The 25,129-nt window shown below is 34.9% G+C and carries 23 protein-coding genes and 3 pseudogenes; 10 read left to right on the top strand and 16 right to left on the bottom strand.

What is annotated here, in order from left to right; translation table 11 throughout:
* Positions 1-15: 15 nt before the first annotated feature.
* On the bottom strand, positions 16-2,133 hold the full coding sequence (gene recQ / locus JFT95_RS11790) for a DNA helicase RecQ (RefSeq protein ID WP_201052289.1): 2,118 nt from the start codon (positions 2,131-2,133) through the stop codon (positions 16-18).
* Positions 2,134-3,225: 1,092 nt separating this feature from the next.
* Here recQ and JFT95_RS11795 point away from each other — a divergent pair.
* From JFT95_RS11795 to JFT95_RS29570, 3 genes and pseudogenes are all read left to right on the top strand, one after another.
* Positions 3,226-3,849: a hypothetical protein gene (locus tag JFT95_RS11795; RefSeq protein ID WP_002127750.1), complete on the top strand. Its 624-nt coding sequence runs from the start codon at positions 3,226-3,228 to the stop codon at positions 3,847-3,849.
* Positions 3,850-3,978: 129 nt separating this feature from the next.
* Positions 3,979-4,335, top strand: coding sequence for a cytoplasmic protein (locus tag JFT95_RS11800; RefSeq protein ID WP_201052291.1), 357 nt, complete (start codon positions 3,979-3,981; stop codon positions 4,333-4,335).
* Positions 4,336-4,471: 136 nt separating this feature from the next.
* Positions 4,472-4,923, top strand: a pseudogene (locus JFT95_RS29570) (hypothetical protein).
* A 51-nt stretch (positions 4,924-4,974) separates the two neighbouring features.
* On the opposite strand, the gene JFT95_RS11805 reads toward JFT95_RS29570, so the two are convergent.
* The 3 genes from JFT95_RS11805 to JFT95_RS11815 all read right to left on the bottom strand — a co-directional run bounded on the left by JFT95_RS11805 (position 4,975) and on the right by JFT95_RS11815 (position 6,965).
* Positions 4,975-5,160 carry a hypothetical protein gene (locus JFT95_RS11805; protein WP_002085081.1) on the bottom strand — a complete coding sequence of 62 codons (186 nt, stop codon included), beginning with the start codon at positions 5,158-5,160 and terminating at the stop codon, positions 4,975-4,977.
* 126 nt (positions 5,161-5,286) lie between these two features.
* Entirely contained in the window at positions 5,287-5,736 is a 450-nt protein-coding gene (locus JFT95_RS11810; RefSeq protein WP_201052293.1) for a DUF6884 domain-containing protein, read from the bottom strand.
* A gap of 20 nt (positions 5,737-5,756) precedes the next feature.
* The gene (locus JFT95_RS11815) at positions 5,757-6,965 is read right to left on the bottom strand and encodes a peptide ABC transporter permease (protein ID WP_201052294.1); all 1,209 of its coding nucleotides are present in this window, start codon (positions 6,963-6,965) and stop codon (positions 5,757-5,759) included.
* Between the two features lie 175 nt (positions 6,966-7,140).
* Between JFT95_RS11815 and JFT95_RS11820 the strand changes: the two genes are divergently transcribed.
* The gene (locus JFT95_RS11820) at positions 7,141-7,329 is read left to right on the top strand and encodes a DUF4017 family protein (protein ID WP_201052295.1); all 189 of its coding nucleotides are present in this window, start codon (positions 7,141-7,143) and stop codon (positions 7,327-7,329) included.
* Positions 7,330-7,350: 21 nt separating this feature from the next.
* Here JFT95_RS11820 and JFT95_RS11825 read toward each other — a convergent pair.
* The 5 genes and pseudogenes from JFT95_RS11825 to JFT95_RS11845 all read right to left on the bottom strand — a co-directional run bounded on the left by JFT95_RS11825 (position 7,351) and on the right by JFT95_RS11845 (position 12,602).
* Positions 7,351-9,035, bottom strand: a pseudogene (locus JFT95_RS11825) (M3 family oligoendopeptidase).
* A 108-nt stretch (positions 9,036-9,143) separates the two neighbouring features.
* Positions 9,144-10,073: a manganese-dependent inorganic pyrophosphatase gene (ppaC, locus tag JFT95_RS11830; RefSeq protein ID WP_201052296.1), complete on the bottom strand. Its 930-nt coding sequence runs from the start codon at positions 10,071-10,073 to the stop codon at positions 9,144-9,146.
* Positions 10,074-10,224: 151 nt separating this feature from the next.
* Positions 10,225-10,890, bottom strand: a complete 666-nt coding sequence (locus JFT95_RS11835) for a lytic polysaccharide monooxygenase (RefSeq protein ID WP_201052297.1) — start codon at positions 10,888-10,890, stop codon at positions 10,225-10,227.
* Positions 10,891-11,327: 437 nt separating this feature from the next.
* The gene (locus JFT95_RS11840; protein WP_002168219.1) at positions 11,328-11,843 is read right to left on the bottom strand and encodes a DinB family protein; all 516 of its coding nucleotides are present in this window, start codon (positions 11,841-11,843) and stop codon (positions 11,328-11,330) included.
* A 255-nt stretch (positions 11,844-12,098) separates the two neighbouring features.
* Positions 12,099-12,602 carry a GNAT family N-acetyltransferase gene (locus tag JFT95_RS11845; protein WP_201052299.1) on the bottom strand — a complete coding sequence of 168 codons (504 nt, stop codon included), beginning with the start codon at positions 12,600-12,602 and terminating at the stop codon, positions 12,099-12,101.
* A gap of 105 nt (positions 12,603-12,707) precedes the next feature.
* On the opposite strand from JFT95_RS11845, the pseudogene JFT95_RS11850 reads away from it, so the two are divergent.
* A pseudogene (locus JFT95_RS11850) lies at positions 12,708-13,317 on the top strand (HD domain-containing protein).
* A gap of 31 nt (positions 13,318-13,348) precedes the next feature.
* On the top strand, positions 13,349-13,621 hold the full coding sequence (locus JFT95_RS11855; RefSeq protein WP_033713265.1) for a P-loop NTPase family protein: 273 nt from the start codon (positions 13,349-13,351) through the stop codon (positions 13,619-13,621).
* A 54-nt stretch (positions 13,622-13,675) separates the two neighbouring features.
* Here JFT95_RS11855 and JFT95_RS11860 read toward each other — a convergent pair whose 3' ends face one another.
* The 7 genes from JFT95_RS11860 to JFT95_RS11890 form a co-directional block, all read right to left on the bottom strand.
* A complete protein-coding gene (locus JFT95_RS11860) occupies positions 13,676-14,041 on the bottom strand; it encodes a carboxymuconolactone decarboxylase family protein (RefSeq protein ID WP_002168216.1) in 366 nt (121 codons plus the stop codon).
* A gap of 126 nt (positions 14,042-14,167) precedes the next feature.
* Entirely contained in the window at positions 14,168-15,658 is a 1,491-nt protein-coding gene (locus JFT95_RS11865) for an alanine/glycine:cation symporter family protein (RefSeq protein WP_078203342.1), read from the bottom strand.
* Positions 15,659-15,790: 132 nt separating this feature from the next.
* Positions 15,791-17,275 carry an aldehyde dehydrogenase family protein gene (locus JFT95_RS11870; RefSeq protein ID WP_201052301.1) on the bottom strand — a complete coding sequence of 495 codons (1,485 nt, stop codon included), beginning with the start codon at positions 17,273-17,275 and terminating at the stop codon, positions 15,791-15,793.
* Positions 17,276-17,293: 18 nt separating this feature from the next.
* On the bottom strand, positions 17,294-18,190 hold the full coding sequence (gene dapA / locus JFT95_RS11875) for a 4-hydroxy-tetrahydrodipicolinate synthase (protein WP_002127763.1): 897 nt from the start codon (positions 18,188-18,190) through the stop codon (positions 17,294-17,296).
* Positions 18,191-18,212: 22 nt separating this feature from the next.
* Positions 18,213-19,154 (bottom strand): proline racemase family protein, encoded by a 942-nt coding sequence (locus JFT95_RS11880; protein WP_201052303.1) that lies wholly within the window; start codon positions 19,152-19,154, stop codon positions 18,213-18,215.
* Positions 19,151-20,188: a proline racemase family protein gene (locus tag JFT95_RS11885; protein WP_201052305.1), complete on the bottom strand. Its 1,038-nt coding sequence runs from the start codon at positions 20,186-20,188 to the stop codon at positions 19,151-19,153. Before JFT95_RS11885 ends, JFT95_RS11880 begins: the two co-directional genes overlap by 4 nt.
* Positions 20,185-21,360 carry an NAD(P)/FAD-dependent oxidoreductase gene (locus JFT95_RS11890; RefSeq protein WP_201052306.1) on the bottom strand — a complete coding sequence of 392 codons (1,176 nt, stop codon included), beginning with the start codon at positions 21,358-21,360 and terminating at the stop codon, positions 20,185-20,187. The genes JFT95_RS11885 and JFT95_RS11890 overlap by 4 nt, the downstream gene beginning before the upstream one ends.
* A 182-nt stretch (positions 21,361-21,542) precedes the next feature.
* Between JFT95_RS11890 and JFT95_RS11895 the strand changes: the two genes are divergently transcribed.
* The 4 genes from JFT95_RS11895 to JFT95_RS11910 all read left to right on the top strand — a co-directional run bounded on the left by JFT95_RS11895 (position 21,543) and on the right by JFT95_RS11910 (position 25,111).
* Entirely contained in the window at positions 21,543-23,204 is a 1,662-nt protein-coding gene (locus JFT95_RS11895; RefSeq protein ID WP_033729259.1) for a sigma-54 interaction domain-containing protein, read from the top strand.
* A 73-nt stretch (positions 23,205-23,277) separates the two neighbouring features.
* On the top strand, positions 23,278-23,550 hold the full coding sequence (locus JFT95_RS11900) for a (2Fe-2S)-binding protein (protein WP_002012972.1): 273 nt from the start codon (positions 23,278-23,280) through the stop codon (positions 23,548-23,550).
* Positions 23,547-23,879 carry a (2Fe-2S)-binding protein gene (locus JFT95_RS11905; RefSeq protein ID WP_201052307.1) on the top strand — a complete coding sequence of 111 codons (333 nt, stop codon included), beginning with the start codon at positions 23,547-23,549 and terminating at the stop codon, positions 23,877-23,879. Before JFT95_RS11900 ends, JFT95_RS11905 begins: the two co-directional genes overlap by 4 nt.
* Positions 23,876-25,111 (top strand): NAD(P)/FAD-dependent oxidoreductase, encoded by a 1,236-nt coding sequence (locus tag JFT95_RS11910; RefSeq protein WP_201052308.1) that lies wholly within the window; start codon positions 23,876-23,878, stop codon positions 25,109-25,111. Before JFT95_RS11905 ends, JFT95_RS11910 begins: the two co-directional genes overlap by 4 nt.
* Positions 25,112-25,129 lie beyond the last annotated feature (18 nt).

The raw sequence follows: 25,129 nt of genomic DNA on the forward strand, positions 1-25,129 counted from the left end.
CCCCTTTATATGTCTCTACTTTCTAATTTGTAAATAAGCACGAATCATAAAGTAACTCACATCATTTGGAAGTTGGTCCTTAATCGATTTCAGACCACCCTCTGCATTTTGCACGGCAGTTTCAATTAGAGCTTCATACTCTGCAGGAACAAAACTGTTCCAGTCTACTTCCATTCCATCTTCAAAGCAGCGAATTAAATGATTTTCAATTGTTTGTCTTGATAAGCTACGTTCTTTAGCAATTTCATCTAGATCAATGCCTTGTTTATACATTTCATACGTTTCTAAATGAGAATTCGCTGACGCTTTTCCTGATTTTTTACTCTCTGAAACAACTTCAGTCTTAATTGTTTCCGCATAGTTTGGGTTATCCTCAATAAAGTGCTGAACTGCTTGTAAGAAGTGAGACCCGTACTTCACAAGTTTGTGTTCTCCGATTCCTTTTACAGTTAGGAGTTCGGAGTCACTTTGTGGCATTTTCGCACACATATCTTTTAACGTTTGGTCAGAGAAAATAACGAACGGCGGTACACCTTCTCCTTGTGCAATTTCTTTACGCACTTCACGAAGCACTTCAAATAAAGGATGGTCTTGAACAATTTGTCTCGTTTCTACTCGTTCTTTGCGTAAAACATTCTCTTTACCAAGTAATACTTCTTTTCCTTTTTCCGTTACTTTTAATGTTGGATACGTACCATGTTCAACTGCAATTAACTCATCTGAAATTAAAAACTCAATAAACTCACTGACTTCTTTTACACTACGGTTTGATAAAAGACCATACGTTGGCAAAGTATGAAAATTAAATTCAATGACTTTCTTATTTTTAGATCCAGTTAATACTTGTGCAATCATTTGCTTTCCGAATCGTTGGTTCGTCCTAATCATACAAGATAGTACCATTTGGGATTCTCTCGTCACATCGATACTTTCACGGTCATCCGTACAATTACCGCAGCGACCACAATCTTCCTTCGGCTCTTCTCCGAAGTATTGCAAAATAAATGATTGTAAACATTGTTCTGTATGACAGTAATCGGTCATATTTTGGAGTTTTTCAAGCTCATTTGAAAAACGTGATTCTCCAGTTGATTGATCGATTAAAAAGCGTTGTACTTGCACATCTTGAGAAGAATATAACAAAATACATTCACTATCTAATCCATCACGACCAGCACGTCCTGCTTCTTGATAGTAACTTTCCATATTTTTTGGAAGTTGATAATGGATAACGTAACGTATATTCGATTTATCTATACCCATTCCAAATGCAGATGTTGCCACCATAACACTTATTTCATCTCGTAAAAAGAGTTCTTGCTGTTCATTTCGATCGTGGTCGCTCATACCAGCATGATATTTCGATACAGAAACTCCTGCTTTCCCTAAATCTTCATATAACTGATCGACAACTTTTCTTGTAGCTGCATATATAATCCCAGATTCCTTCTGATTTTGACGAATATAATCCGCTAAATAAGCATTACGATCCTGTCCTTTAATGACAGAGAATGATAAGTTCTCGCGCTCAAACGTTGTCATAATCGTGTTTTCTTGATTAATTCCAAGCGTGTTGCAAATATCTTCACGAACTTGTGGTGTTGCCGTAGCAGTTAACGCTAATACGAGCGGCTTTTCTGGAAGATAATCTAACATGCGATGTATATGTAAATAACTAGGACGGAAATCATGTCCCCACTGCGAAATACAGTGCGCCTCATCAATTGCAATCATCGGGATTTTCATATCGATAAGTTGATCAACAAATTCCATTGAATCAAGACGCTCAGGCGCCACATAAAGTAACTTATAATGGCCTTGTTTCGCTAATTGAATTCGTTGATTTGCTTCTGTAATAGAAATAGAACTATTAATATAAGTCGCTGAAATACCGTTTTGTACTAATGTATCTACTTGGTCTTTCATAAGTGAAATCAAAGGTGAAATAACTAATGTCGTTCCTTCGAATACTAATGCGGGAATTTGATAACAAATTGACTTACCACCACCCGTAGGCATAATACAGACTGTATCTTTCCCATCTAATACATTTTTAATTGTTTCATCTTGTCCTCTTCGGAATGACGAATAACCGAAATAAGACGCTAAAAGTTCTTGTGCTTTTGTAAACAAAAAAGAGTCACCTGCTTTTCTTTATCTTTCATCTATTCCCATTATATCATCAAACTGATTCTCGCCACTTTGAATTTTATAAGTATTTGAGTTCTATTTGCTTCCTACGTTTTCCAACATAAAAAAACAAATCTAGTACACAAGAAGAAAGAATTTCAAAATAAATATTCATTTAATTTACCTTCCTAGAATACTACTAATCGTATACATATGAATTTGAGGAGGTTAAATTATGAAGAGTCGTTACAATAATTCCAACAAACCTAAAGCATCAAATAAACAACTCCAATTCTCTAATAATGATGCGTGGAAATATGAATCATTTTATAAGTATCAGCCCTTATTTTCTTATAGCAAGCTTATGAATTTCCTTTCTCAACTTTTTAAACGTTAATACATGTGCCAAATATATATCATTCAAACAAATTTTCTCAACATATAACTTATAGACTTACTACAATACAGTTGTTACCATATATAATAATCTGTTAGATAAACCCCTTATGTTGACCTGCTTAAATTAGCAGGTCTTTTTTTATACTTACATATTGCAATGTATCGTAGCCTGGCTGAAAAGTCTTTTCTCCATTTTAGAACCCTATTCCGCTCTCCACAAATGATTATAATTCCAAAAAGCAAAATATAAATCCGCTACATTCATACAAGCAATTCATTTTTTCTCAATACACAAAGTGAATTTCATTTGTTACTATAAAAGTACTCTAGATGAGTTTTTGCTCATCAACATTATCTAGTTAAAGGGATCTGCCGCGGGAAGCAGATCCCTTTAACTTTATTAAAAAGCACCCTTCTCATTTGGACACATTTACCAGGTTTTTTTGAAAGAATTTTATGTTAATATTACTTAGTCGAGTCCGACATCTCGGCAATACCCTTTTGAGGTCCTGCAATTTCCCTTGCAGGACCTCTATTATTTTAAAATTCTTTTTATTCATATATATCATAAGTGTGTTTTTTGTTCCCCTTCAACTTTCTCCTTTTCCAACTCTCAAAAAATCTCTTGGACACGTAACTTAAAAATAACGTTTATCATATTGTGAGATATACATGTTCAAAGGAGTGTAACTATTTATGTATACTTATTGGCAATCGTATTACTCCCCTTATCATATCACTAATGGAAACTTCGATTCATTTGTACGAAATTACCGAGTTAGTAAAAACGAAAACTTTCTAAAAGGATATATGCGTTCTTTATGGGAACAACACGTTGCTTGGACACGATTAGCCATTATAGGCATCATCTTTAACTTGCCCGACGTAAACGTTACCGTTGGACGTCTTCTACAAAATGCAACACACATGGGGCTATCACTTGAACCATTCTACGGAGAAAATGCAGTAAAAAAATATAGTGCATTAATTAAAGACCACTTAACAATCGCTGCTGATCTTGTTAAAGCCGCAAAAGCTGGTGATCAAAACGAAGCGGCCGCTATAGAAAAGAAATGGTACGCTAATGGAGACGAAATTGTTGAGTTTCTAACTAGTATCAATCCACATATAGAAAAAGAAGAATTTAGAAAAATGTTTTATGAGCATTTAGCGTTAACGAAAGCGGAAGCACTTGCCTTCCTAAATAAAGATTATGATGCCAGTGTAAAACTATACGATAAAATTGAAAAAGAAGCATTAGAAATGGCCGACATGATAACAGACGCAATCGTAAAACAATTTCCGCAAGTATTTCAATAAAAATAAGCCGATTTGAAAAAACAAATCGGCTTATTTAGTTTTCTATCAATGATATTTCACTACTCCTCTTTACATTTAACGTATATCGATATATTTTATTAATATCCGTTTTTTATAGGAGGAAATAGTTTGATTAACGCAATTGGTCTCGTATTTATTCTCACAAATAAGAACGAGAAAAAGAAGAAAGTTTATCTGAATGAAAAATTCGCATTAATAGACATTATTGATTCTAAAGAAGTATTTGATGATGAAGGTAACTCATTAGTAGAACTAACATGTAAATACAGCATATACTTAGATGAAAAATACTATTGTAAATCTCTCGATGATTATACTGGACAAGTATTCCCCTTCTTAAGCACAAAAATAGGAAAGGGACTTCTTAGAAACTTAAATTATTACTTTTCTTACGTTGATGCCTATGATAAAAAACCACCTGTTAAAGAAATAAGACCGCTTATGAAACAAGTAACTAACAGATAGCGGACAGTATTCAAAAAGAAAGCACCTAACTTCAGATGCTTTCTTTTTTGAATCAGTAACTCTCTAACTTTCATCTCCTTCTAAATATATATACCCAAGCATACTTTAAAATAAAAACATTGGAGGATTAGGCTGAATGAAATATTCAGAATCAATCGTAAGTAAACGGCTTCGAAAACTTAAAACAACTGGTATGTTTTTTATACTATTTTTAATCGCCTGGCTTGGATATACAAAATTCCTTTATGGAAATGGTTTTCTTCTAGAAAAGAAAAATTCAGTTGAAGTAATGAATACTAGCGTTACTGGAGAAATAGAAAAGAATTTCGATGTAAACTTACAAGGTTTTCGTAAAACGAACCTTGCTACACTTATAGATGCTAGTAAAACCGATCCTAGCGAACTATCCTTAATTGAACTTATCAACACATCTTGTTCTAAAGATTGCATTGGCGAACCTTTAACTTACGTTAAATCAAACCACGGATATATCTTTTATAAGGAATCTAATGGTACTAATGTAGCTTTAATGATTATAAAACAGGATTCATGGGAAATTGAAAAAAATCTGTTCAAGATGGAATTTAAAAGGTTTATACACAAAAAGAGTACTTACTTCAAAGTACTCTTTTTAAAATATTACCACTTACGACATTTATCATCATCGTCGTCACGTTTACGATTGCGACGGCAATCATCACAATCACAGTCACGTTTACGTCTACAACCACAATCATCACAATCTCTGCGTCTACATCTTCCAAACATTAAATCATCCCAAAATCTATTACAATCTCTGCGTCTACAACCACAATTATTACACATGAATATGACTCTCCCCTCAATAGCGTTCATCATATTCTATGTTTAAAAACGTAAAAAGGCTTGTTTACTAGTCTATTTTAAATGTATTAATTTGGAATAATTTGAATCTATATTACTAATTTATCCCTATACTTCCTTCTGCGCTTCCACAGCCCCCTTCAATCTCTGCAACATATACCCAATTCCTTTACACCCTTCTAATGGATATGTAATGATTTCTTCTGGATATAGCTTCGTCACTACTTTTTTATGCTTCTTTCCCGCAAGTAAGACGATCTCTTCAAACTGAAGTAAATCTTTATCAATCATCTGTTGTTTTAATTGTTCTATGCTAATAATCTCATTACTATTTGAATCAAATGCAAGATCATAATTTCCCTTTACAATATCATTTGGTCTTAAAAATCCATGCTTTGCTGATAATATAACCCAATTCTCGAAAAACTCAGTTGCATACGCCTGACATGCTTTTCCGAATGGACTAATATATACATCTTTTGCCTCTGCCTCTCCGTAATCTGAGTACTTATCCCAAATTTTCTTTTTTCCGCACGGAATAATGCATAATCTTTTCATTGTTATTTCTTACCTCGCTTCTAATTTTTTAAATATAAAAATAGAGAATTCTCCACTTCTTCATACTCAGCTTCTATGTCTCCAATTCCCACAACGTTCCAACTATTATTTTTTTCTACCGGTTTTTCATTCATAATGATATGAACTTGTTTCATATTTTTATAATCTTCTTCAAAAGATGCTAAAACAGGCTGATTTAGCATATATGTTTTATTATGTATACTTACACTTACAAAGGTTTTATGTAATGCTTTATTTCCCTTTAAATTTACGTTCATTGGATTAAACATATTTAATTTTATATCCCCTATAATATACAGGTGATATCCTTTTTTCTCATTAAATTCTTTAAAATCCTTGTCTCTTTCGTTTTGAACAAAATGAATCATTTGCTTTGTTTCATTACTTATTGTAATTTCATTGTTTAAATCCAAATCCACATTTATATTTTGTTTTAAAAAAGCATATAGCGATTTATCACTATTAAAGAAGCTCGTTTTCCACTCAGGAAGGATTTCATCTAATAATAAACATAAAAACATTCCTGAGCTATAGCAACTCTTTCTTATGTTACAATTAGCTTCATATGCATCTAAAATTAATCTACTATATTTTCGTAATGTTTCACTTTCATCATTATTACATACTGTATTGTAAGCATTCATTTCAACATACCAAGCAGGCCCTTCTATACTTTCAACCATACACTCGTATGTTACAAATTCTTCTTTCATAAAATTAGCCCTTTGCTCTCTTAGTTCAATAAATTGCTTAATATAGTTATTCTTCTCAGCTTGTGACTTACAATGAACAGCATCATATAAACAAATTCGTTCCTTATTTCGTAATTCAATATTTTCTTCTAATATAGGATATTGAAATCCTAGAGATTCATTTGGAAATCTACTTTCACCATTCAAATATTGATAACAATGAAAAAGTTCATGCACTACAATCGCAAATAAACTTTCATAATCTCTATACCTATTCATATTGACGATGGCAGTTGGATAATCTTTGAATATGATGAATGTATCTCCTTTAAATTGTTCATTCCAATTTAAAACGGTATACCCATCATCATCCTCTGTCAGAAATAATGGATGATGAAATACATACACATACTCATCATCATACAATGCAAAAGCAGCCCTCTTAAAATCAGGCCATAGCTTATACAATAACTCCATATTTATATCTTGCTTCATTCTATTTAATATATTGTCCATTATACAAATCCCCCTATATCATTCTTTATATATATCATCTACCCTATTTTCAAATAACCATTTCATTTACATAATTACAAAAATATATATCTTGTACATAATTTTCCAAATACAAACTTATCATGTATTATATAAATATAGTCATAACATTGGTATTAAAAGGAGGTGAACAATTATGAAAAATATACTCCCAGCATTATTAGCTTATATTATTGTTTGTATCATCGCAATTATCATTCCAGCATCTGAAGGCTATAATAATGTAGGATGGAAATTATTCGTTGGGCAAGCGTACGCAATACCTATTTTCATTATTGCTGCTATTGTTACATTTTATATAAACAAGAAACGATCTTATGAATAAAGAGGAGAGCGAATCCTATCCTTATTTTAATTCACTTATAAACTTCAACACAGCTCCAGCAGTACTTTGTACCGTTTCTTGCGAAAAATCAAATGCAACACCTGTATTCCTATAAATTTCCTGTACGGAAACATTCCAATCCGCACTCGTTCCCTCTTTAAAGAAAGTAATCGCTTTTTCTTGATTCTCCCGATATATTTGAAATAATTGTAGTGCTCCTAATTGTGCAATTGCATATTCAATTTTGTAAAAAGGATACTGAATATAATGGAACGATTCTATCCAACTCGCACCAAGCCCTTCCTCATAGCCTGTAATATCGATTGACGAAAATTTATACCTTTTACATAATTCAAGATATTTCTCATCCCGTTCTTCTGATGAATGATTTGGATTGGTATAGAGCCAATGCTGAAATAGATCACCTGAAACTGGCGTAATTAATAAAGACAAAGCTCGATGCAGTTGTTCTCGTTGTGCTTTCTTATATTCATTCTCTTCCTTATAAAAAATATTAAGTTTATCCATTAGTAATAGCTCGAGACTATGAGAATACAACTCAGCTACTTCTTCACGAAGATATTTTTCTTGCATACTACTTTCATTGTTAAACTGTTTATTGAAATGAAGTGCATGACCCACTTCATGTATGAGTGCATTAATTGCGTTAAATGATGGACTAAAATTAGAATAAATAAAAACCTCTTTGTTATAAGGTAAGGTAAAACAAGCAGCCCCCGGCGCCTTATTTTCCCGTTCTTCTACGTCAATTAATCCTGATTTCCTTATATGAATAAATTCCTCATGAAAATATGAATCTGTCTTTCTTAACATCTCTTCAATCCCATCCAATAAATCATTGGAATTTTGAAATGAAACTTTCTGCAATGTACAAGGAGCAAGATCCCATGGAAGATACGCTTTTACACCAAGATCCTTTTTAAAAAGATTCCCTAATCGTTTCCATACGGGTACAACCAGCTTCTCTATAGATTCATGAAGTGTATAACAGTCTTCAATACTATATTCTCTGTTTTTTAGCTTAAAAATATATTCGCTATAATTGTTAAACCCTGCATTTAGGGCCATTTGATTCCGTAATTGTACAAGTTCATTCATAATACAATCTAGTTCTGGTTTTACTACACTTCGTGCTTCACATAAAGCATGCCATGCCTTTTCACGAATGCTTCTATTTGGGTTTTAACGTATGCGTACGTCCTTATTTCGTTGTTCCAATTGATTGTTATGTTAGACATAATTTCTCTATACTTCGTTATAAAACCCTCCTCCTTAACGGCAAGAGAAATATTCTTTTCATTAAATAATTCGCTGTTCACCAATCTTACTTTTTTCATGTATCCGTATTTTCGTTCATCCAATAGCTTTGAAAACGGACAATCACTAAATTTCCGATCAAATTTTGCATTGTATTTTTTTAAAAGTGGTTGAATACTATTTTGGTTATATTTATGTAGATTACGTATTGTACTGTCTTTCGTATCTCTATACACAGCAATTAATTGACTCGTTAACACCTCTTCTACTTCAGCAGTTAAACGCTGTTCCTTTATTAGCCATTCCTCTAATTCAGCAACAGAAGAAATATTTTGATTTAAAAGTGATTGAAATTTGTTTTCCAACGTTTCCAAGTCATAACATTTCCTATTTCCATCCCTTTTTAACGTCTTTGAACCATTAAACATACGCAAACCTCCTAGTTTAAAATTATAATTTTCTGTCATTTTAAAAAAGAAAAAAACAAGCAGCCAATCTGACTACTTGTCCTTTCTGTTTATCCGTACTCAATATTATTAAGCTTGGAATGTTTCTGTTAATACAGGAACGATTTGTTTTTTACGAGATACAACACCTTTTAAAGTAGCTGTGTTGTTTTGTAATGTTACGTTGTATGCTTTCTCAACAACGTTTGTTGCTTTACCAATCGCAAGACCAACAGAATCGTTAGTTAAGATATCAGTTACAACAAATAAGAATAGGTCTAAACCTTTTTCTTCTACTACTGCAGTGATAACTTTTTCAAGTTCTGCTTGGTGTACAAGAACGTCGTTTGTATCAACAGCGTTTACTTGTGCGATTTCAACTTTCGCGTTACCCATTTGGAATTCTTTAGCGTCAAGAGAGATTAATTGCTCCATTGTTTTTCCGCTTAAATCAGCACCAGCTTTTAACATTTCTAAGCCGTAGCTATCTGCATCTACACCAGCGATTTCCGCTAATTCACGAGCTGCTGCTACGTCTTGTTCTGTGCAAGTTGGAGATTTGAATAGTAAAGAATCTGAAATGATTGCAGATAACATTAAACCAGCAACTTCTTTACGAATTGTAACGCCATTTTCTTTGTACATTTTGTTTAAGATTGTAGCTGTACATCCAACTGGCTCACAACGGTAGTAAATAGGATCGCTTGTTTCAAAGTTAGCAATACGGTGATGGTCAATAACTTCTAACACACAAACAGATTCGATATCGTTAGCACTTTGTTGACGCTCGTTATGGTCAACTAAAATAACGTTGTCCACTTCGTTTGCTACTGTCTCAACAAAACGCGGTCCTTCTACTTTAAAAGAGTCTAACGCAAATTGAGTTTCACCACTGATTTCGCCTAAACGTACAGGCTCAGCATTCATTCCTAATTCTTTTTTCAATTCTGCATAAGCAATCGCAGAACAAATTGCATCTGTATCTGGGTTTTTATGCCCGAAAACTAGTACTTTTTCCATGTTTTCCACCTCTTCATGAAAAGGATATCTTAAAGAAGCAAATATGACAATATTTTAGACACATTTTTTTATAAATAATTGCAGTTTCTTCTATATTTTTCATAAAAAAAATCATCTAAAATGAATTAGATGATCAAAATGTATATTTAATTTAAAATAGTTTAGGAACTTGCACTACATTGTTAAAAGCAAAATTGGAATTTAAACCATTATTCACAAGGTTCACATCAATAACTTGATAAAACGCATTTCCAGTGTCCTCAATCTCCCAAACAGCTAAAATAAGATGGTAGCCACTACGGTCAGTTGGTACATTTGCTTCATGCGTTACTGTTGTCCCCGGTCTAACTCCGCCATCATTTTTTACATAGAACGGCACTAAATCTAAACTAGACCTTGTTAAAGGCATATTTGGATTCCAATCCTTCTTTGTAATGTAGTATTTCCATTCTTTCGTACTATGAGGAGCGGTTAGTTTCCACTTGAATGTATTCATCCCGCCGTTTAACGTAACTTTCTTCCACCTATCAACTGCTTGAACGTCTAAAGCAGGAAAATGGCCAGCTCCTGCGATTTGTCCATCAGAAGGTCCTAATTGCGGAAAACCCCCTATTCCTTCTACACTTTGTGGTTCATATTGAACTGGACCGCAATTTACATTTACCCCTTGCTTACATAAATAAGATCGGCTCGCTGGTGATTCTACATACCCATGAGCTGAAGCCTTTTCTGAAAATCCAAATGTTAATAACCCCGTAAGTAATATCCCGCCACTTAATATAACCTTCTTCACCTTTTGTAAACTTGTCTTTTTCATTCTTTCATCCCCTTCCCAAAAATGAAATGAAAATAACTATAGTTGCCTAGTCATCTTCTCTACATCCATTATAAGTGGAAGAGTATTACTAAAAGAACCCTCTAAAAACTTTCTCAAATTCTTCTAGCTACAAAAATATCAATTCTTCACGCATTTTAATTACCAGTTATCAAATCTATTATTTATTTTGTCGTTTTACTGTTAAATACTTATAACACCATCTGAAAATACAAACGGCGTTAAAGTAGTTAATAATTACTTACAATTATATATCACAGTGTAGCTTCGAAAAAAGTTTGATTACATTAACTCTATAAACCTAGATAAAATAATACAAAGAAAAAGTGTGTTTTGAAAAAGATTGATCTAAACACGCTTTAAATATACTCAATTAAACCATTCGTTTATAAATAAATTACGAAATTGGCAAAGGTAGTCTAGTTATCAAATAGCCCTCTCCCTCTCAGATTTGCGGAAACTGGCTCCTTTCCTATCTCACGTGCCCATATAGATAACTGGCCGATATGGTGGATTTCATGGACAATGACATGACGTATTATCTCTCCGTGTGTACATTCAATGACTCGGCGCCTGATTGGGGCGTCTCTAGAGCTAATCGGTTCTTCATTGAAATCAGTTTCTGAAAGTTTCCGAGAATCCATTTCATTTGTCCAAGAGGTCACAAATGGCTTCACTTTCTCGTGGTATTGATCCGAAAGATTTTTCACTTTTTGCAAGCTAGCATAATCTTCAAACAATGGCTCCTCAGGCACTGGTTCACCTCGCAAACCTAAGATCCACATATATTCCACATCTACAATGTGAAATAGGGTATGTAATATACTGCCGAACCCACCGACCCGTTTCTTTACCAGTTCTTCAGCCGACATGTCTTCGCACAATGTAAACCAATCATCACGAACTTGCCAGTTATATTGAAACAGTTTCAACATCACAGCAACCTCCATCTTTTAGATTAACATTTAATATTCACCAAAAGATTTCAAAATTCCTATTTAAATAATACCTCTTATAAACCTATTAAAACCTTATACAAATTGGCCCTCAAATTGAACATTCAATATAAAGTTAATGAATGAAAAGAAAACCCCTATTATACAGGGGTTTATCAATCTTTTTATAAATCAATACTCAGACCTAATAACAACTTTGTGGTTTGAAAATATCCTTCTTTTTAAATAAAAATACTAAATCATTTTATAATAAATAACCGTTGCATCTAACTCACCATTCGGAGAAATTGCATACCCCGGTATTTTACCGGATTCTTGAAAGCCTAATGACTTGTACAATCTATTGGAAGAATCTCCTTCTCTAGTATCTAATACTAAAAGAGATCTGTTTTCTTGCATTGCCCGTTCTTCTGCTTTTTGCATAAGTAAACGCCCAATACCATTTCGTCTATAATTCGGATGAGTCATTAACTTGCAAATTTCAGCTCTATGTATCCCATTAGGCTTTGTAACTAAATGTAATTGAATACTCCCTGCCACTTCATTGTTTATTTTAGCAACATACAATATCACTTCTGGTGCTAATGCAGTTTGCCAATAATTTGTTGCTTCTTTTTGTTCCAGTGGAGGTAAAAAACCAATTGACGCCCCATCATTTACTACAGTTTTCAACAGTTCAGAAAGCTCTTCAATGTCTTCATCAAGTCGTTTAATTTCTTCTATTACTATACTTCGCATTCCTTTTCCCCCTTTTGTTTCATTGTAACAACTTTTAAAGAAGGAATAATGAAATTCTAAGATGAAATTATTAAATATATGATTTTTTAAAGAAAGGATACCTATATGAAATATATATTAGATAGGATATGCAAGAGAATTACTCCAGTGGGCATATGAACAAAACCCAGGTCCGTGGTTCGACCATTCATGTAATGTTGCCCTTGCAACTGAAAAGATAGTTGTTGAACTTATTAATAATGGGTACGACCTAAATGCTGATATAGCATACAACGCTGCCCTCCTGCATGACATAGGAAGATATAAAGGTTTTACTAAATCTGTTATTCATTCCTATGATGTTTATATGTATATGAATGATTTAGGGTATACAGGAAACGCCATTATATGTGTGACGCATTCATTTCCTTGCAAAAATGAGCATTTAGATATCGCGGCAGAGTGGAGCATTGTTCCTGATTATACGGAAAGCCGATTAATTGAAATATTAAATGAAAACAGTGACTACGACTTATACAATAAGGTGATTACCCTTTGTGACGCACTTGCTGATGCGGAAGGCTTTACTACTCTTGAAAAAAGATTGATTTCAGTCGGTTTACGTCATGGCACAACCTCTCATACTTCTTTACATTGGAAGGGATTCTATGCAATTAAGAAAGAATTAGAATCTTTAATTGGTAAGAGCATATACACACTTCTCCCTAATATCTAGACATCGTTTTATAAAAATATATAATATTAAAATGGGATTTGACTTGATAGAACATAAAGGTAACTTTGATTTTGGATATGAAGATATTGCGGGTATATCTCGGAAATGTAAATTTTCTAATTGTTCGCATACAAATGAACCACACTGTGCAGTAAAAAAAGCTATCTCTGACGGCATACTTTCTGAAGAAATATTTAATAGTTTTTATAGAAATTTAAACGAGGCACACTATGTTTCTAAACAGAGTAATAAAACAAAAGCTATCGACTATATGAAACAATTGAAACTCTTTCAAAAAAATTAGACTAAACTAGAAAGTCCCCCTTAAAAGAATATTTTAAGGAGGGCTTTTTCTTGTTTAATGATTTTGATGTTTCAATTCCACCAGACATTCTTGTACTAAGGTTACTGCCTGACTCATTGCAGCTCCCCCAGCAAACGCGGCTGAAACACCACAAGCTTCTAAAATTTCTTTATCAGAACATCCTTGGTCAATACAGCCCTTCGTATGATAAATCGTACAATATTCGTCTTGTGTTGCTAAACTAATCCCTAATGCAATGAGCTGCTTTTCTCTTTTAGTTAATGTACCCTCCTGAAAACATGCTTGTGTAAAAGCGTTATATGTTTCTGCAATTTCAGGGATTTGTTGCGTAAAATTCCCTATACCTTCTTTATAATCAAGTAATACATCATTTATAGAGCCATATTGTTGATTTTCCATCGTATATCCTCCATTCATTTTATTCACACTTACTTTAGTATGAGATAAAATAAAGGACATATACAAATATTTACTTTAAAAAAATAGAATGAATTTTCAGTTTATTTTACTTTTAAATTTGCACATCTACAGTTTCAGCCCATTATCTACTGACACTTTTTCTTTAGAATTTTTCCTTTCAACCTCTTTACTTCTTTCTTCCCAAAATGTTAAACCTTCAATTCCCACATTTTTAGGATCAAACACTGGATCTTTCCCTTCTTTTTTCTGCGTTTCATAGTCTTTTAACACTTTTAATGCCGTTTTACTTAATAATAGAATCGCGATTAAGTTTAACCATGCCATACTACCGATTCCTAAATCTCCAAGGTTCCATAATAGCGAAGCTGATTCTACGCTACCGATGTAAACCATAATTAAAAACCCAATTTTCAAAACTGGTTTTAACCAGCTATATTTGAGGTCACGATCTAAATAAGTGAGTGTCGTTTCAGCGATATAGTAGTACGCGAGTAAAGTTGTAAATGCAAAAAAGAAGATTGCGATTGAAATAAATAATGGACCAAATCCTGTCATAACAGTTTCAACTGCTTGTTGTGTATAGATTGGACCTGCATCTACATTTCCCATATTCTTTACAATAGCGCTTTTCCCTTCAGGTATTACATTATACATACCTGTTATTAATATCATAAGAGCTGTCGCTGTACATACTACAATTGTATCAATATATACAGAAAACGCTTGAACTAGCCCTTGTTTTGCAGGATGAGATACTTCAGCAGCGGCAGAGCTATACGTTGCTTCTCCAACACCAGCAACATTTGAAAATACAGCACGCTTTACACCCCATGCAATAGCTGCGCCGACGATGCCGCCAAACATTTCATTTACACCAAAAGCACTTGAGAAAATTAAAGCAAACATACTTGGAATTTCCGTTACATTCGCAATTAATACGATACATGTAACAATTACATAACCAATTGCCATAAATGGAACTAGCATTTGAGAAACGCCCGCAATTCTCTTTACGCCACCAAAAATGATAGCTGCTAATAATACGACTAACAATATACCAGTTATATATTTGCTAATACCATTAGAATTTTCAAATCCAACTGCGATACTACTCGATTGAATACCTGGTAATAAAACGCCATATGATAGTGTTACAACGACCGCTACAATGACCGCAAACCATTTCATTTTCAAGCCTTTCTCAATGAAATATGGCGTACCACCACGGTATTCATTGCCTACTTTACTTTTATATACTTGTGCTAATGTTGATTCAACAAATGCACTAGCTGCTCCTAATAATGCCATCACCCACATCCAAAATACAGCTCCAGGTCCGCCGAAAGCGATAGCTGTCGCTACTCCTGCGATATTACCAATTCCAACCCTACCTGATAACGCCAAACAAAATGCTTGAAAGGATGATATCCCAGTCTCCGAGCTCTTCCCTTCAAATAATAGTTTAATCATCTCCTTAAAATAGCGAATTTGTAAAAAACGAGTTGCAATTGTGAAATACACTCCTGCTCCTAATGCAAAAACAACTAAGCCAATACTCCAAACTTGCCCTACTAACCATTCTACTAATTTCTCCATCCAAATCCCCCTTATAATTCTTTTAAAAAAGTAATTTTATATATAAGAAAACGGACAACTATTATTAAACCTTCCAGTTATCCGCATCTCTCATTATTTCATCCCTCTATTTATTAACAGTTAGACTCTCTATTACTTTATATTTACCCAAACACTTTTCACTTCTGTATAGTTATCAAGGGCGTATGAACCTAATTCACGTCCGATACCTGATTGTTTATATCCACCAAATGGTGCAGCAGCATTTTCTAAGTTATAATCATTAATCCACACTGTTCCTGCCTTTAATTTATTGGCCACTTGATGCCCTGTTTTAATATTTTGTGTCCATACGCCCGCAGCAAGTCCGTAAGACGAGCGATTTGCTCTTTCAATTACTTCTTCTGTCGAATCAAACGGGAGTACAACGACAACTGGTCCGAAAATTTCTTCCTTAACGATTGTCATATCGTCTGTAACATTTGTGAATACTGTTGGCTGTACAAAATAACCTTTTTCAAATGCACGTTTACCACCAGCTGCAACAGTAGCACCTTCAGATTTTCCTTGTTCAATGTAATTTAGCACACGCTCTTGTTGTTTTTTAGATACGAGCGGTCCCATTTCAGTTTCCGCCTCCATACCTGCCCCTAGCTTCACGTTATTTGCCATTTTCACAAGTTCATTTACTACTATTTCATAATGTTTCCGATGAACGAAAACTCGAGATCCTGCGCTACAATTTTGACCATGATTATACATAATGCCTTGGAACGCACCGTTAATCGCTTCTTCTAAGTCAGCGTCTTCTAAAATGATGTTTGGTGACTTACCACCAAGTTCTAACGTTACATGTTTAATTGTTTCTGCAGATTGACGCATAATATATTTCCCTGTAACTGTTGAACCTGTGAAAGCTACTTTATCAATATCATGATGGTTTACAATTGCCGATCCTGCTTCAGGGCCGAAACCTGGTACAAAGTTTACGACACCGTTTGGAAAACCAGCTTCTTTAAAAAGCTTCGCTGAATATAGTAAAGATAAAGGTGTTTGCTCTGCTGGTTTTAATACAATCGTACAACCCGTCGCAAGAGCGGCTCCCATTTTCCAAGAAGACATAACGAGCGGAAAATTCCACGGGATAATTTGACCTACAACGCCAACCGGTTCATGGCGTGTGTAATTTAAATAGTCTTTTGAAATCGGAATCGTTTGCCCGATAATTTTTGTAGCCCATCCCGCGTAATAGCGGTAATTTTCTACAGTCGCTGAAATATCATCATCAAGTGCTACTTGATATGGTTTTCCATTATCTAAAGCTTCCAGCTGTGCTAATTCTTCTCTATGCTCTTCAATTAAATCTGCTAATTTATAAATAAGGTGTGCTCTTTCAGCAGTAGTCATCTCTGCCCACGGGCCTGATTCAAAAGCAAATCTTGCCGCTTTTACTGCGACATCAACATCTTCTTCTTGCGCTTCACATACGACTGCTAGAACATCTTCTGTTGCTGGATTGTATGTTTCAAACGTCTTTCCACTTATTGAAGAAACAAATTCACCATTAATAAACATTTTAATTTCTTCATTTAAAAACGCTTTCACTTTTGGTTTCAGCTCAATGTTTGTCGTTAACATATATACTCTCCTCCTTATTTAAACAGCTGCATGAGCTGCAATTTCTAGTAAAATAGCTTGAAGCTTTTGATCTTCTTCTTCAGTTAATCCTAATCTCGGATAACGTGAAGGTCCTCCGACTTGCCCATGTAATTCCATTGAACGTTTAACGATTTGCACATACTTTCCTGATCCTTCAAGAAACTCACAAAGAGGTAAAATAGCATCGTTCATTTCCCACGCTTTTTCTAATTCACCATTTTGAAAATGCTCATACATTTTCGTAACGAGTCCTGGAACGATATTTCCGGCTACTGAAACCCATCCCGATGCACCTACTAAATAAGATTCCATAACTAAATCTTCAGATCCGCAGAAGACTTGGAAAGCACCTTCACCTTGTCTTACTAAATCTCTCGCTTTTCGAATATCTCCGCTAGATTCTTTAATATGTGTAACATTTTTACACTCCTTTCCAATACGGAGCATTAACTCTGTGCTCATATCAACACCAGAAGTAAATGGGTTATTGTATAGCATAATTGGTATATTTACAGCGTTTGAGATTTCTTTAAAATGAAAATAAATCTCCTCTTCCTTCGGTTTACAATAGTAAGAGTTTATAATTAATGCGCAATCCGCTCCGTGCGCTTCTGCATGTTTCGTATATTCAATCGTTTCTTTCGTCGTCTCTGCAGCAGTTCCAACAATAACTGGAATACGGCCATCAACTTCTTTTAATACTGTTTCTACCATGTTAAATCGTTCTTCTTTTGATAAACTAACAAATTCCCCCGTACTTCCATTAATAATAATTCCAGCTACCTTTTGCTCAATAAAGTAGTTTACGTTTTGTTTTACGCCTTTCCAATCAATCTCTTGAAATTCATCCATCGGTGTTATTAATACTGGAAATGCCCCTTTAATTTTTTGCATCTTTATCTCTCCCTTTAACATATTATTTTAATAAGAAACCTGTTGGAAACGGATCAGTAGGATCTAATATAAATGTTTGCATACCTGTAATAAACCCTCTACTTTCAAATCGAAAAATGTATCCGAGTTCTTCTTTCTTCACTTTTTCTACTGTTATAAAGCTGTTAAAAATGCTTTCATTTCTAAAAGGTTTATCCGCTATATAATCATTTTTAAATAATGTATGAACATAAGACACAATAGTAGAAACAAAACCTGGTGAACGTACTATAAAGTTATCTTCATGAAATGTAATCGACTTTATATGGTTCTTTTCTTTTTGCATAGAATCTACTAAAATAAGTCTTTTTATTAATGACTGTTTTTGTATAGTTTGAAGTGTAGCTTCACCCCATTTTTTTAATTTAGAGATGTTTTCAATACTGATTTCTGGCGAATACGTATCTTTTTCTACAACTGCATATACTTTATCTGCCTGTATGAGAGAGTAACTTATATTACCAATCTTTAAATTTTTCTCAATCATATAACATAGTTTGCTTTCAATCGAAACAGATACAACTTCATCATTCTCTACATATGCATCGACTGAAAACATGCCAGATAGCGTTTCGATTTTGTATTGATTAGACTCTCTCTTTTTTAAATACCCGCTTTCTAGTAACATCGTTATTACTGCGACAATGCCTCCGTAATGAAGAGGAATGGATCCTTCATGATTAAAAAACAATACAGCTGCATCCACTTCATTATGAATAGAAGGAACGACAATACATCCATTTAAACCGATAAAACCACGTGGTTCATTTAATAAAAGCTTCATTTCTTCTGCTAATTCACCTGAAAATTGTTCGTTTAACTGCTCCAAACTGTAGTAGTATTTGCATGGTACGTCTTTCATTACACGAAATGCCTCGCCATTTACGTGTACGTCTACTGCTGTATACATTTTTTGAATGTTCATTTTACATCCTCCGTTTCATGTTCCATCGGCGGAATTAGCAAAAAGCCTTCTTTAAGTGGATCCTTTTCATTGTAAAAAAATCTATGCATACCCATAAGCCAAGCTGATCCCGTAATTTTCGTTACTACAGCTTCAATATTTTCTACATATGTTGTATTCATAACACACCCTTTAAATAAAGAACCTACAATACTCTCATGAACAAATTCTTCATCGATATCAATTTTTTTATGAGCATATAATACAGCTAACTTCGCTGATGTTCCTGTGCCGCATGGAGATCGATCAATTCCTCCTGGCGGAACAACAACTGTATTTTTCACATGCGCACTTTCATGAGTAGGATCTGTATAAAATTCAACATGTGTTAATCCTCTTATAAACGAATACTCTGGATGAATGATTTCAAACTTCTCATTAATTGTATTTCTAATATGAATAGCCTTATCAATGATTGTAGATGCGTTTTCTGGTACTAACTCTAAACCTACTGACTTCGCATCGATAATGGCATAAAAATTCCCTCCATACGCAATATCAGCCTCTACAGTTCCAATTTCTTCGACGTGTACAGAAATATTTTTCAGTAAAAAAGCTGGTATGTTACAGAAGGAGACTTCTTTCGCTTTCCCATCTTGAACAGAAATATCTACTTCAACTAAGCCAGCTGGTGTATCTAGCTTTAAAGAAGTAACCGGTTCAATTACTGGAATTAAACCTGATTCAACTAAAGCTGTACATACACCGATTGTATCGTGGCCACACATCGGCAAATATCCACCTGTCTCTATGTATATAACACCTATATCAGCTTCAGGATGACACGGATCTGTTAATAGTGCTCCTGACATTACATCATGACCACGCGGCTCATTCATTAACAATTTGCGAATCCAGTCATACTCCTTTTTCATATGTAACATCTTCTCTGCCATTGTCTCTCCAATTAACTTAGGAAGTCCGCTAATTAATGTCCTCGTTGGATTCCCTCCTGTATGTGTATCAATCGTCGTAAAGACTCTTTGTAACCTCATCCGTTTAACACCCTTTCTGTAAAACGACTCAAACGAAGTGGTTCAATAGGAATGATTGTTTCTTTTTCATTTAATAACTCCTCAATCACTTTCCCGGTAACTGCCGCAAGACTAATTCCATCGCCTTCATGCCCTGCTGCTATAAAGTAGTTCGGAATATGTTCCACTCGTGAAATGATTGGAAAATGATCTTCTGTCCACGGGCGTAAACCAGCATATGAACGAATCACCATCATATCTGCCATTTTCGGATAAAAACGAATTGCTCTATTCGCAATACATTTAATAACCTCGTTATTTATCTTCGTATGAAAACCTACAAACTCTCTACTACTACCAATTAAAAAATTTTGGCTTTCTGTCGGTTCAAATACAAGTGCCACCCCATACTTTTCAGTTAAAGCATCCACTTTTCGTTTTCCACCAAATTTAGAAATTAAATAACCAAATTCCATTACTTTACGGCAGCCAACGTGTTGTTGCCTTGAAGCTACAATAATATGTCCCTTTCTCGGTTCAATTGGGATATTCACATCTAACATCTGTCCGATTTTAGGAGCCCACACACCGGCTGCGTTCACCACTTGTTTCGCAGTAAACGTTCCATTTGTCGTTTCTACAATAAAGGAACCGTCTATATCTCTTTTCACTTCTTTAACTTCTGTATGATTAAAAGCTTTTGTACCAAATTTCTTCGATTCTGCAAGAAGTGAAAAAGCAAGAAGATATGGATTTACAGTTGAATCCGTTGCACATTCTAAACCGCCTAATAAATCATCTGCAAAAAATGGTGATTCTTCTTTTATATCTTGCCTATCAAGCATTCGAAATGGTAAACCCGCCTCTTTTTGACGATTTACCCATTGCTGCGCTGCCTCCATCTCTTCGTCTGATTCACAAACGAGAATGCTTCCTGGCGCTCTATATTCAAATGAGTGCTCCAATTCTTCACTTAATTCAGTTACTAAATTTTGACTTACTAACGACATTTGACTATCAAATCCTGGGTCTTTATCAATCGCCAAAATGTTCCCGTCACACCGTGAAGACGTTCCACTTACAAATTCCCCTTTTTCAATGATTGTTACGTCTCGTCCGTATTTTGATGTGTAATAAGCGATAGAACATCCTATAATACCACCGCCTATTATTAAAACGTCACAGTGTCTCACATAGCACCCCTCCTTTCTCCTAAATCTCTCACTTTCTATTTATGCAATTGGTGTGCCAACTCTACATACAGAACTATTTATATGAAATAATTTTTATTTGTAAAAATATTTCATATTTATCGTAAATAGGTGTATTATTTTTTTATCACTGTCTAAATTTTTATACATAATAGGAGGGCACTATGGCATTTTCATTCCCAACAATAAAAGAGTTAATAAAAATTTTGTCAATTGATTGTACAAGTATCGTTAAGCGCATGAAACAGGTAGGTGAAAAATTTTATTACCTCCATTCACCTACTGAGGAATGGAGGTGCGCAGTTATATATGAAGATGACTCTTTCACTACTTTAATCGACGCATTTTCTCATGAACTAGCCGTTGTCATCATTAAAGAAAATCAAGAGCCTTTATGCTGTATAACTGCTCAGCAAATGATTCCTTTTCTTTATAAGTATTACAATGAACTACTAGCTTTTTATAACACTGTTATTCAAACGTCTGATTCTTCTGTTACAGTCATCGACGATAAAGAATGCGTTCGTACTTGGACAGATGGCGCTGAAAAGATTTTTTCAGTGAACCATAATGAAATTATCGGACAACCCATCACCCGTTTTTTTGATTATAAAGATTTAGAAATTCTGCAATCATTACATGACGGAAAAAGCATAATTGCTCAGTTCCATCAGCCACGTCCAGATTTGTTCGTATTAATTAATTCAAACCCAGTTTATTGCAACGATAAAATTATTGGAGCAGTCGTTTCAGAAACGGATGTTACAAATCAAGTCGTATTAAATGAAAAACTATTTAATATGTCGCATGAAATGCACCGTTTAGAACAAGAAGTAGCAAAATATAAAGATACATCCGATCCTTTCCTTGCGATGAATGGAAAAAGCCCTGTTATACAAAGAACGATTCAATTAGCTAGAAAGGTTTGTTCAGTGAAATCCACGGTTTTAATACTCGGAGAAAGCGGAGTTGGAAAAGAAGTGTTTGCGAAAGCAATTCATGAAGCAAGTGAGACAGCAAATGCCCCTTTCATTTCAATTAACTGCGGCGCAATCCCAGAAGCGTTATTTGAAAGTGAATTATTTGGTTACGAGCGCGGGGCGTTTTCTGGTGCAAATAGTAAAGGTAAGAAAGGTAAAATAGAGCTCGCACAAGGCGGTACTTTGTTCCTCGATGAAATAGGTGAAATGCCGCTCGATATGCAAGTGAAGCTTTTACGTGTACTGCAAGAACGAAAGTATTACCGAGTTGGTGGAGAAAAAGAAATACATATCGATTTCCGCATTATCGCTGCTACAAACCGTGATTTACAAGAAGAAATGAGAAAAGGAACTTTCCGAGAAGATTTATACTATCGCTTAAATGTAGTTAGCTTGCTTATTCCACCGCTGCGCGAAAGACGAGAGGATATTATCGAATTGACGTACTCCTTTTTAAACGATTTTTCAATAAACTATAACAGGCCTATTCGAGACTTACCTTCAAATATTATGCATGAACTGCTTCATTACAATTGGCCTGGTAATATTCGCGAGCTCCGCAACGTAGTTGAAAGACTCGTCGTATTTGCGACAGACGGCATTATAAAACAAGAATATTTACCGTTTCATACAAATGATACTTTAGACAATCATACGGCTCATTCCTTATTAATCAGCAATAATAATACGATTCTTTCTTTACAAGAAGAAATGGATGAGCACGAGAAAAAGGTAATTGAAAGAGCTTTACGCATTTTAGATGGTAATAAATTAGAATGTGCGAAACAACTTGGGGTAACGAGGGCCACTTTATATAACCGTTTAAAAAGACTAGGGTTACAATAACCCCTCTCCTCCTCTATATTGGCATAGTTTTTGCATAATAATTTATGTAAACCGAACTAGAGGAGGAATACATATGACGAATAAAGAGAACTTAATTGTTTGTCGTTGTGAAGAAGTTACATACGGACAACTTCAATCGACAATTGCTGAATATAATTGCTCAGCTCGTGAGCTAAAACTAAGAACACGTGCTGGTATGGGTTTTTGCGGCGGTAGAACATGTAGAATGACGATAGAACGAATGGTAGAAAATGCGAATCCTAACATATCCCAAAATGAAATTCCATTAAAATATCAACCGCCAGTGCGTGCAGTTACTTTTGGAGCGGTAGGTGACAATCAATGAGTAGAATTACACATCACCCTATTTTAGGTAGTTTAAATAGTAGTCAGCGTATCAATTTTCAATTTAATGGTCAACAATACGAAGCATATGAACATGAAACGATAGCGGCCGCTCTACTTGCAAACGGAATAAGAACGTTAAGAGTACATGAAGATAGCGGAACTCCGCGAGGTATTTATTGTAATATCGGGCATTGTTCTGAATGCCGCGTGACTGTAAACAATCAAACGAATGTACGAGCTTGCTTAACTGTAGTTGAAAACGATATGGTTGTTGACAGCGGAAAACAGCATCCAAATATCGTGAGAGAGATGGTGAAAAAGCGATGATCGATGTAATTATTATTGGTGCAGGACCAGCAGGATTATCAGCTTCCATCTCTTGTGCACGTTTTGGACTTAACGTACTTGTTATTGATGAATTTATGAAGCCGGGCGGGAGATTGTTAGGACAGTTGCATCAAGAGCCTACTGGGGAATGGTGGAACGGAATAGAAGAATCAAAACGTCTTCACGAAGAAGCAAAATCTCTTTCAGTCGATATTCGGTGCGGTGTTTCCGTCTATAATTTAGATAAAGATGAGAGTTATTGGTTCGTGCATACAAATATCGGTACGTTAGAAGCACCGTTCGTACTAATTGCTACTGGGGCTGCGGAGTATTCTATTCCCCTACCCGGTTGGACACTTCCAGGGGTTATGTCAATTGGCGCAGCTCAAGTTATGACAAATGTTCACCGCGTTCAAGTTGGTAAAAAAGGAATCATTATCGGTGCTAATATTTTGTCATTCGCCATTTTAAACGAATTGCAATTAGCTGGCATCACAGTGGATCATATTGTAATCCCTGAAAAAAGCGAGTTAAGCCAAAAGGCCGGTGAACCAGAAGAAGTTTTAAAATCGCTCTTAAATGCGGCTCACCTCGCCCCATCTCCCTTCCTACGTATAGGTAGCCGTTTTATGAAATATGATTGGATTCGAAAAGCTGGATTAACATTTTATCCAAATAGCGGCATGAAAATAAACGGGACGCCGCTTCATCTTCGTAAAGCTGCACTTGAAATTATCGGTACAGATCAAGTAGAGGGTGTACGTGTTGCTAACATTGACTCTAAAGGGAATATTATTAACGGATCAGAAAAGGTCTATGAGGCAGACTTCGTTTGTATAGCCGGAGGTTTATATCCGCTTGCTGAGCTTGCCGCTGTAGCAGGATGCCCTTTCCATTACATTCCAGAATTAGGCGGACATGTTCCACTTCATTCAGAAGAAATGGAAACCCCTCTTCCAGGTTTATTTGTAGCTGGAAATATTACTGGCATTGAAAGCGGAAAAATCGCGATGGTGCAAGGGACAGTTGCAGGTCTATCTGTCGCTAAACATGCAAGTGAGAAACTTGACGTAGTCGACGAACAATTACAACAAGCAATTCAAAACGTTCACTCTGTTCGTCAAAAAGCAGCGATTCAATTTAATCCAATGATTGATGTTGGTAGACGGAAGATGAATGAACTTTGGCGTGATTATTCTTCTACATATGCACATACTAAAAAGAGCTGCTGAGATTACTCTCAACAGCTC

This window comes from Bacillus sp. TH17 (assembly GCF_016651125.1).
GTDB classification, from domain to species: domain Bacteria; phylum Bacillota; class Bacilli; order Bacillales; family Bacillaceae_G; genus Bacillus_A; species Bacillus_A mycoides.

Bases quoted from the DNA above. Each gene is read 5' to 3' on its own strand.
- JFT95_RS11795 (WP_002127750.1), top strand. From the start codon at position 3,226: ATGTATACTTATTGGCAATCGTATTACTCCCCTTATCATATCACTAAT.
- JFT95_RS11805 (WP_002085081.1), bottom strand. From the start codon at position 5,160: ATGTGTAATAATTGTGGTTGTAGACGCAGAGATTGTAATAGATTTTGG.
- JFT95_RS11810 (WP_201052293.1), bottom strand. From the start codon at position 5,736: ATGAAAAGATTATGCATTATTCCGTGCGGAAAAAAGAAAATTTGGGAT.
- JFT95_RS11815 (WP_201052294.1), bottom strand. From the start codon at position 6,965: ATGGACAATATATTAAATAGAATGAAGCAAGATATAAATATGGAGTTA.
- JFT95_RS11820 (WP_201052295.1), top strand. From the start codon at position 7,141: ATGAAAAATATACTCCCAGCATTATTAGCTTATATTATTGTTTGTATC.
- ppaC (WP_201052296.1), bottom strand. From the start codon at position 10,073: ATGGAAAAAGTACTAGTTTTCGGGCATAAAAACCCAGATACAGATGCA.
- JFT95_RS11835 (WP_201052297.1), bottom strand. From the start codon at position 10,890: ATGAAAAAGACAAGTTTACAAAAGGTGAAGAAGGTTATATTAAGTGGC.
- JFT95_RS11840 (WP_002168219.1), bottom strand. From the start codon at position 11,843: ATGTTGAAACTGTTTCAATATAACTGGCAAGTTCGTGATGATTGGTTT.
- JFT95_RS11845 (WP_201052299.1), bottom strand. From the start codon at position 12,602: ATGCGAAGTATAGTAATAGAAGAAATTAAACGACTTGATGAAGACATT.
- JFT95_RS11855 (WP_033713265.1), top strand. From the start codon at position 13,349: ATGGGATTTGACTTGATAGAACATAAAGGTAACTTTGATTTTGGATAT.
- JFT95_RS11860 (WP_002168216.1), bottom strand. From the start codon at position 14,041: ATGGAAAATCAACAATATGGCTCTATAAATGATGTATTACTTGATTAT.
- JFT95_RS11865 (WP_078203342.1), bottom strand. From the start codon at position 15,658: ATGGAGAAATTAGTAGAATGGTTAGTAGGGCAAGTTTGGAGTATTGGC.
- JFT95_RS11870 (WP_201052301.1), bottom strand. From the start codon at position 17,275: ATGTTAACGACAAACATTGAGCTGAAACCAAAAGTGAAAGCGTTTTTA.
- dapA (WP_002127763.1), bottom strand. From the start codon at position 18,190: ATGCAAAAAATTAAAGGGGCATTTCCAGTATTAATAACACCGATGGAT.
- JFT95_RS11880 (WP_201052303.1), bottom strand. From the start codon at position 19,154: ATGAACATTCAAAAAATGTATACAGCAGTAGACGTACACGTAAATGGC.
- JFT95_RS11885 (WP_201052305.1), bottom strand. From the start codon at position 20,188: ATGAGGTTACAAAGAGTCTTTACGACGATTGATACACATACAGGAGGG.
- JFT95_RS11895 (WP_033729259.1), top strand. From the start codon at position 21,543: ATGGCATTTTCATTCCCAACAATAAAAGAGTTAATAAAAATTTTGTCA.
- JFT95_RS11900 (WP_002012972.1), top strand. From the start codon at position 23,278: ATGACGAATAAAGAGAACTTAATTGTTTGTCGTTGTGAAGAAGTTACA.
- JFT95_RS11905 (WP_201052307.1), top strand. From the start codon at position 23,547: ATGAGTAGAATTACACATCACCCTATTTTAGGTAGTTTAAATAGTAGT.
- JFT95_RS11910 (WP_201052308.1), top strand. From the start codon at position 23,876: ATGATCGATGTAATTATTATTGGTGCAGGACCAGCAGGATTATCAGCT.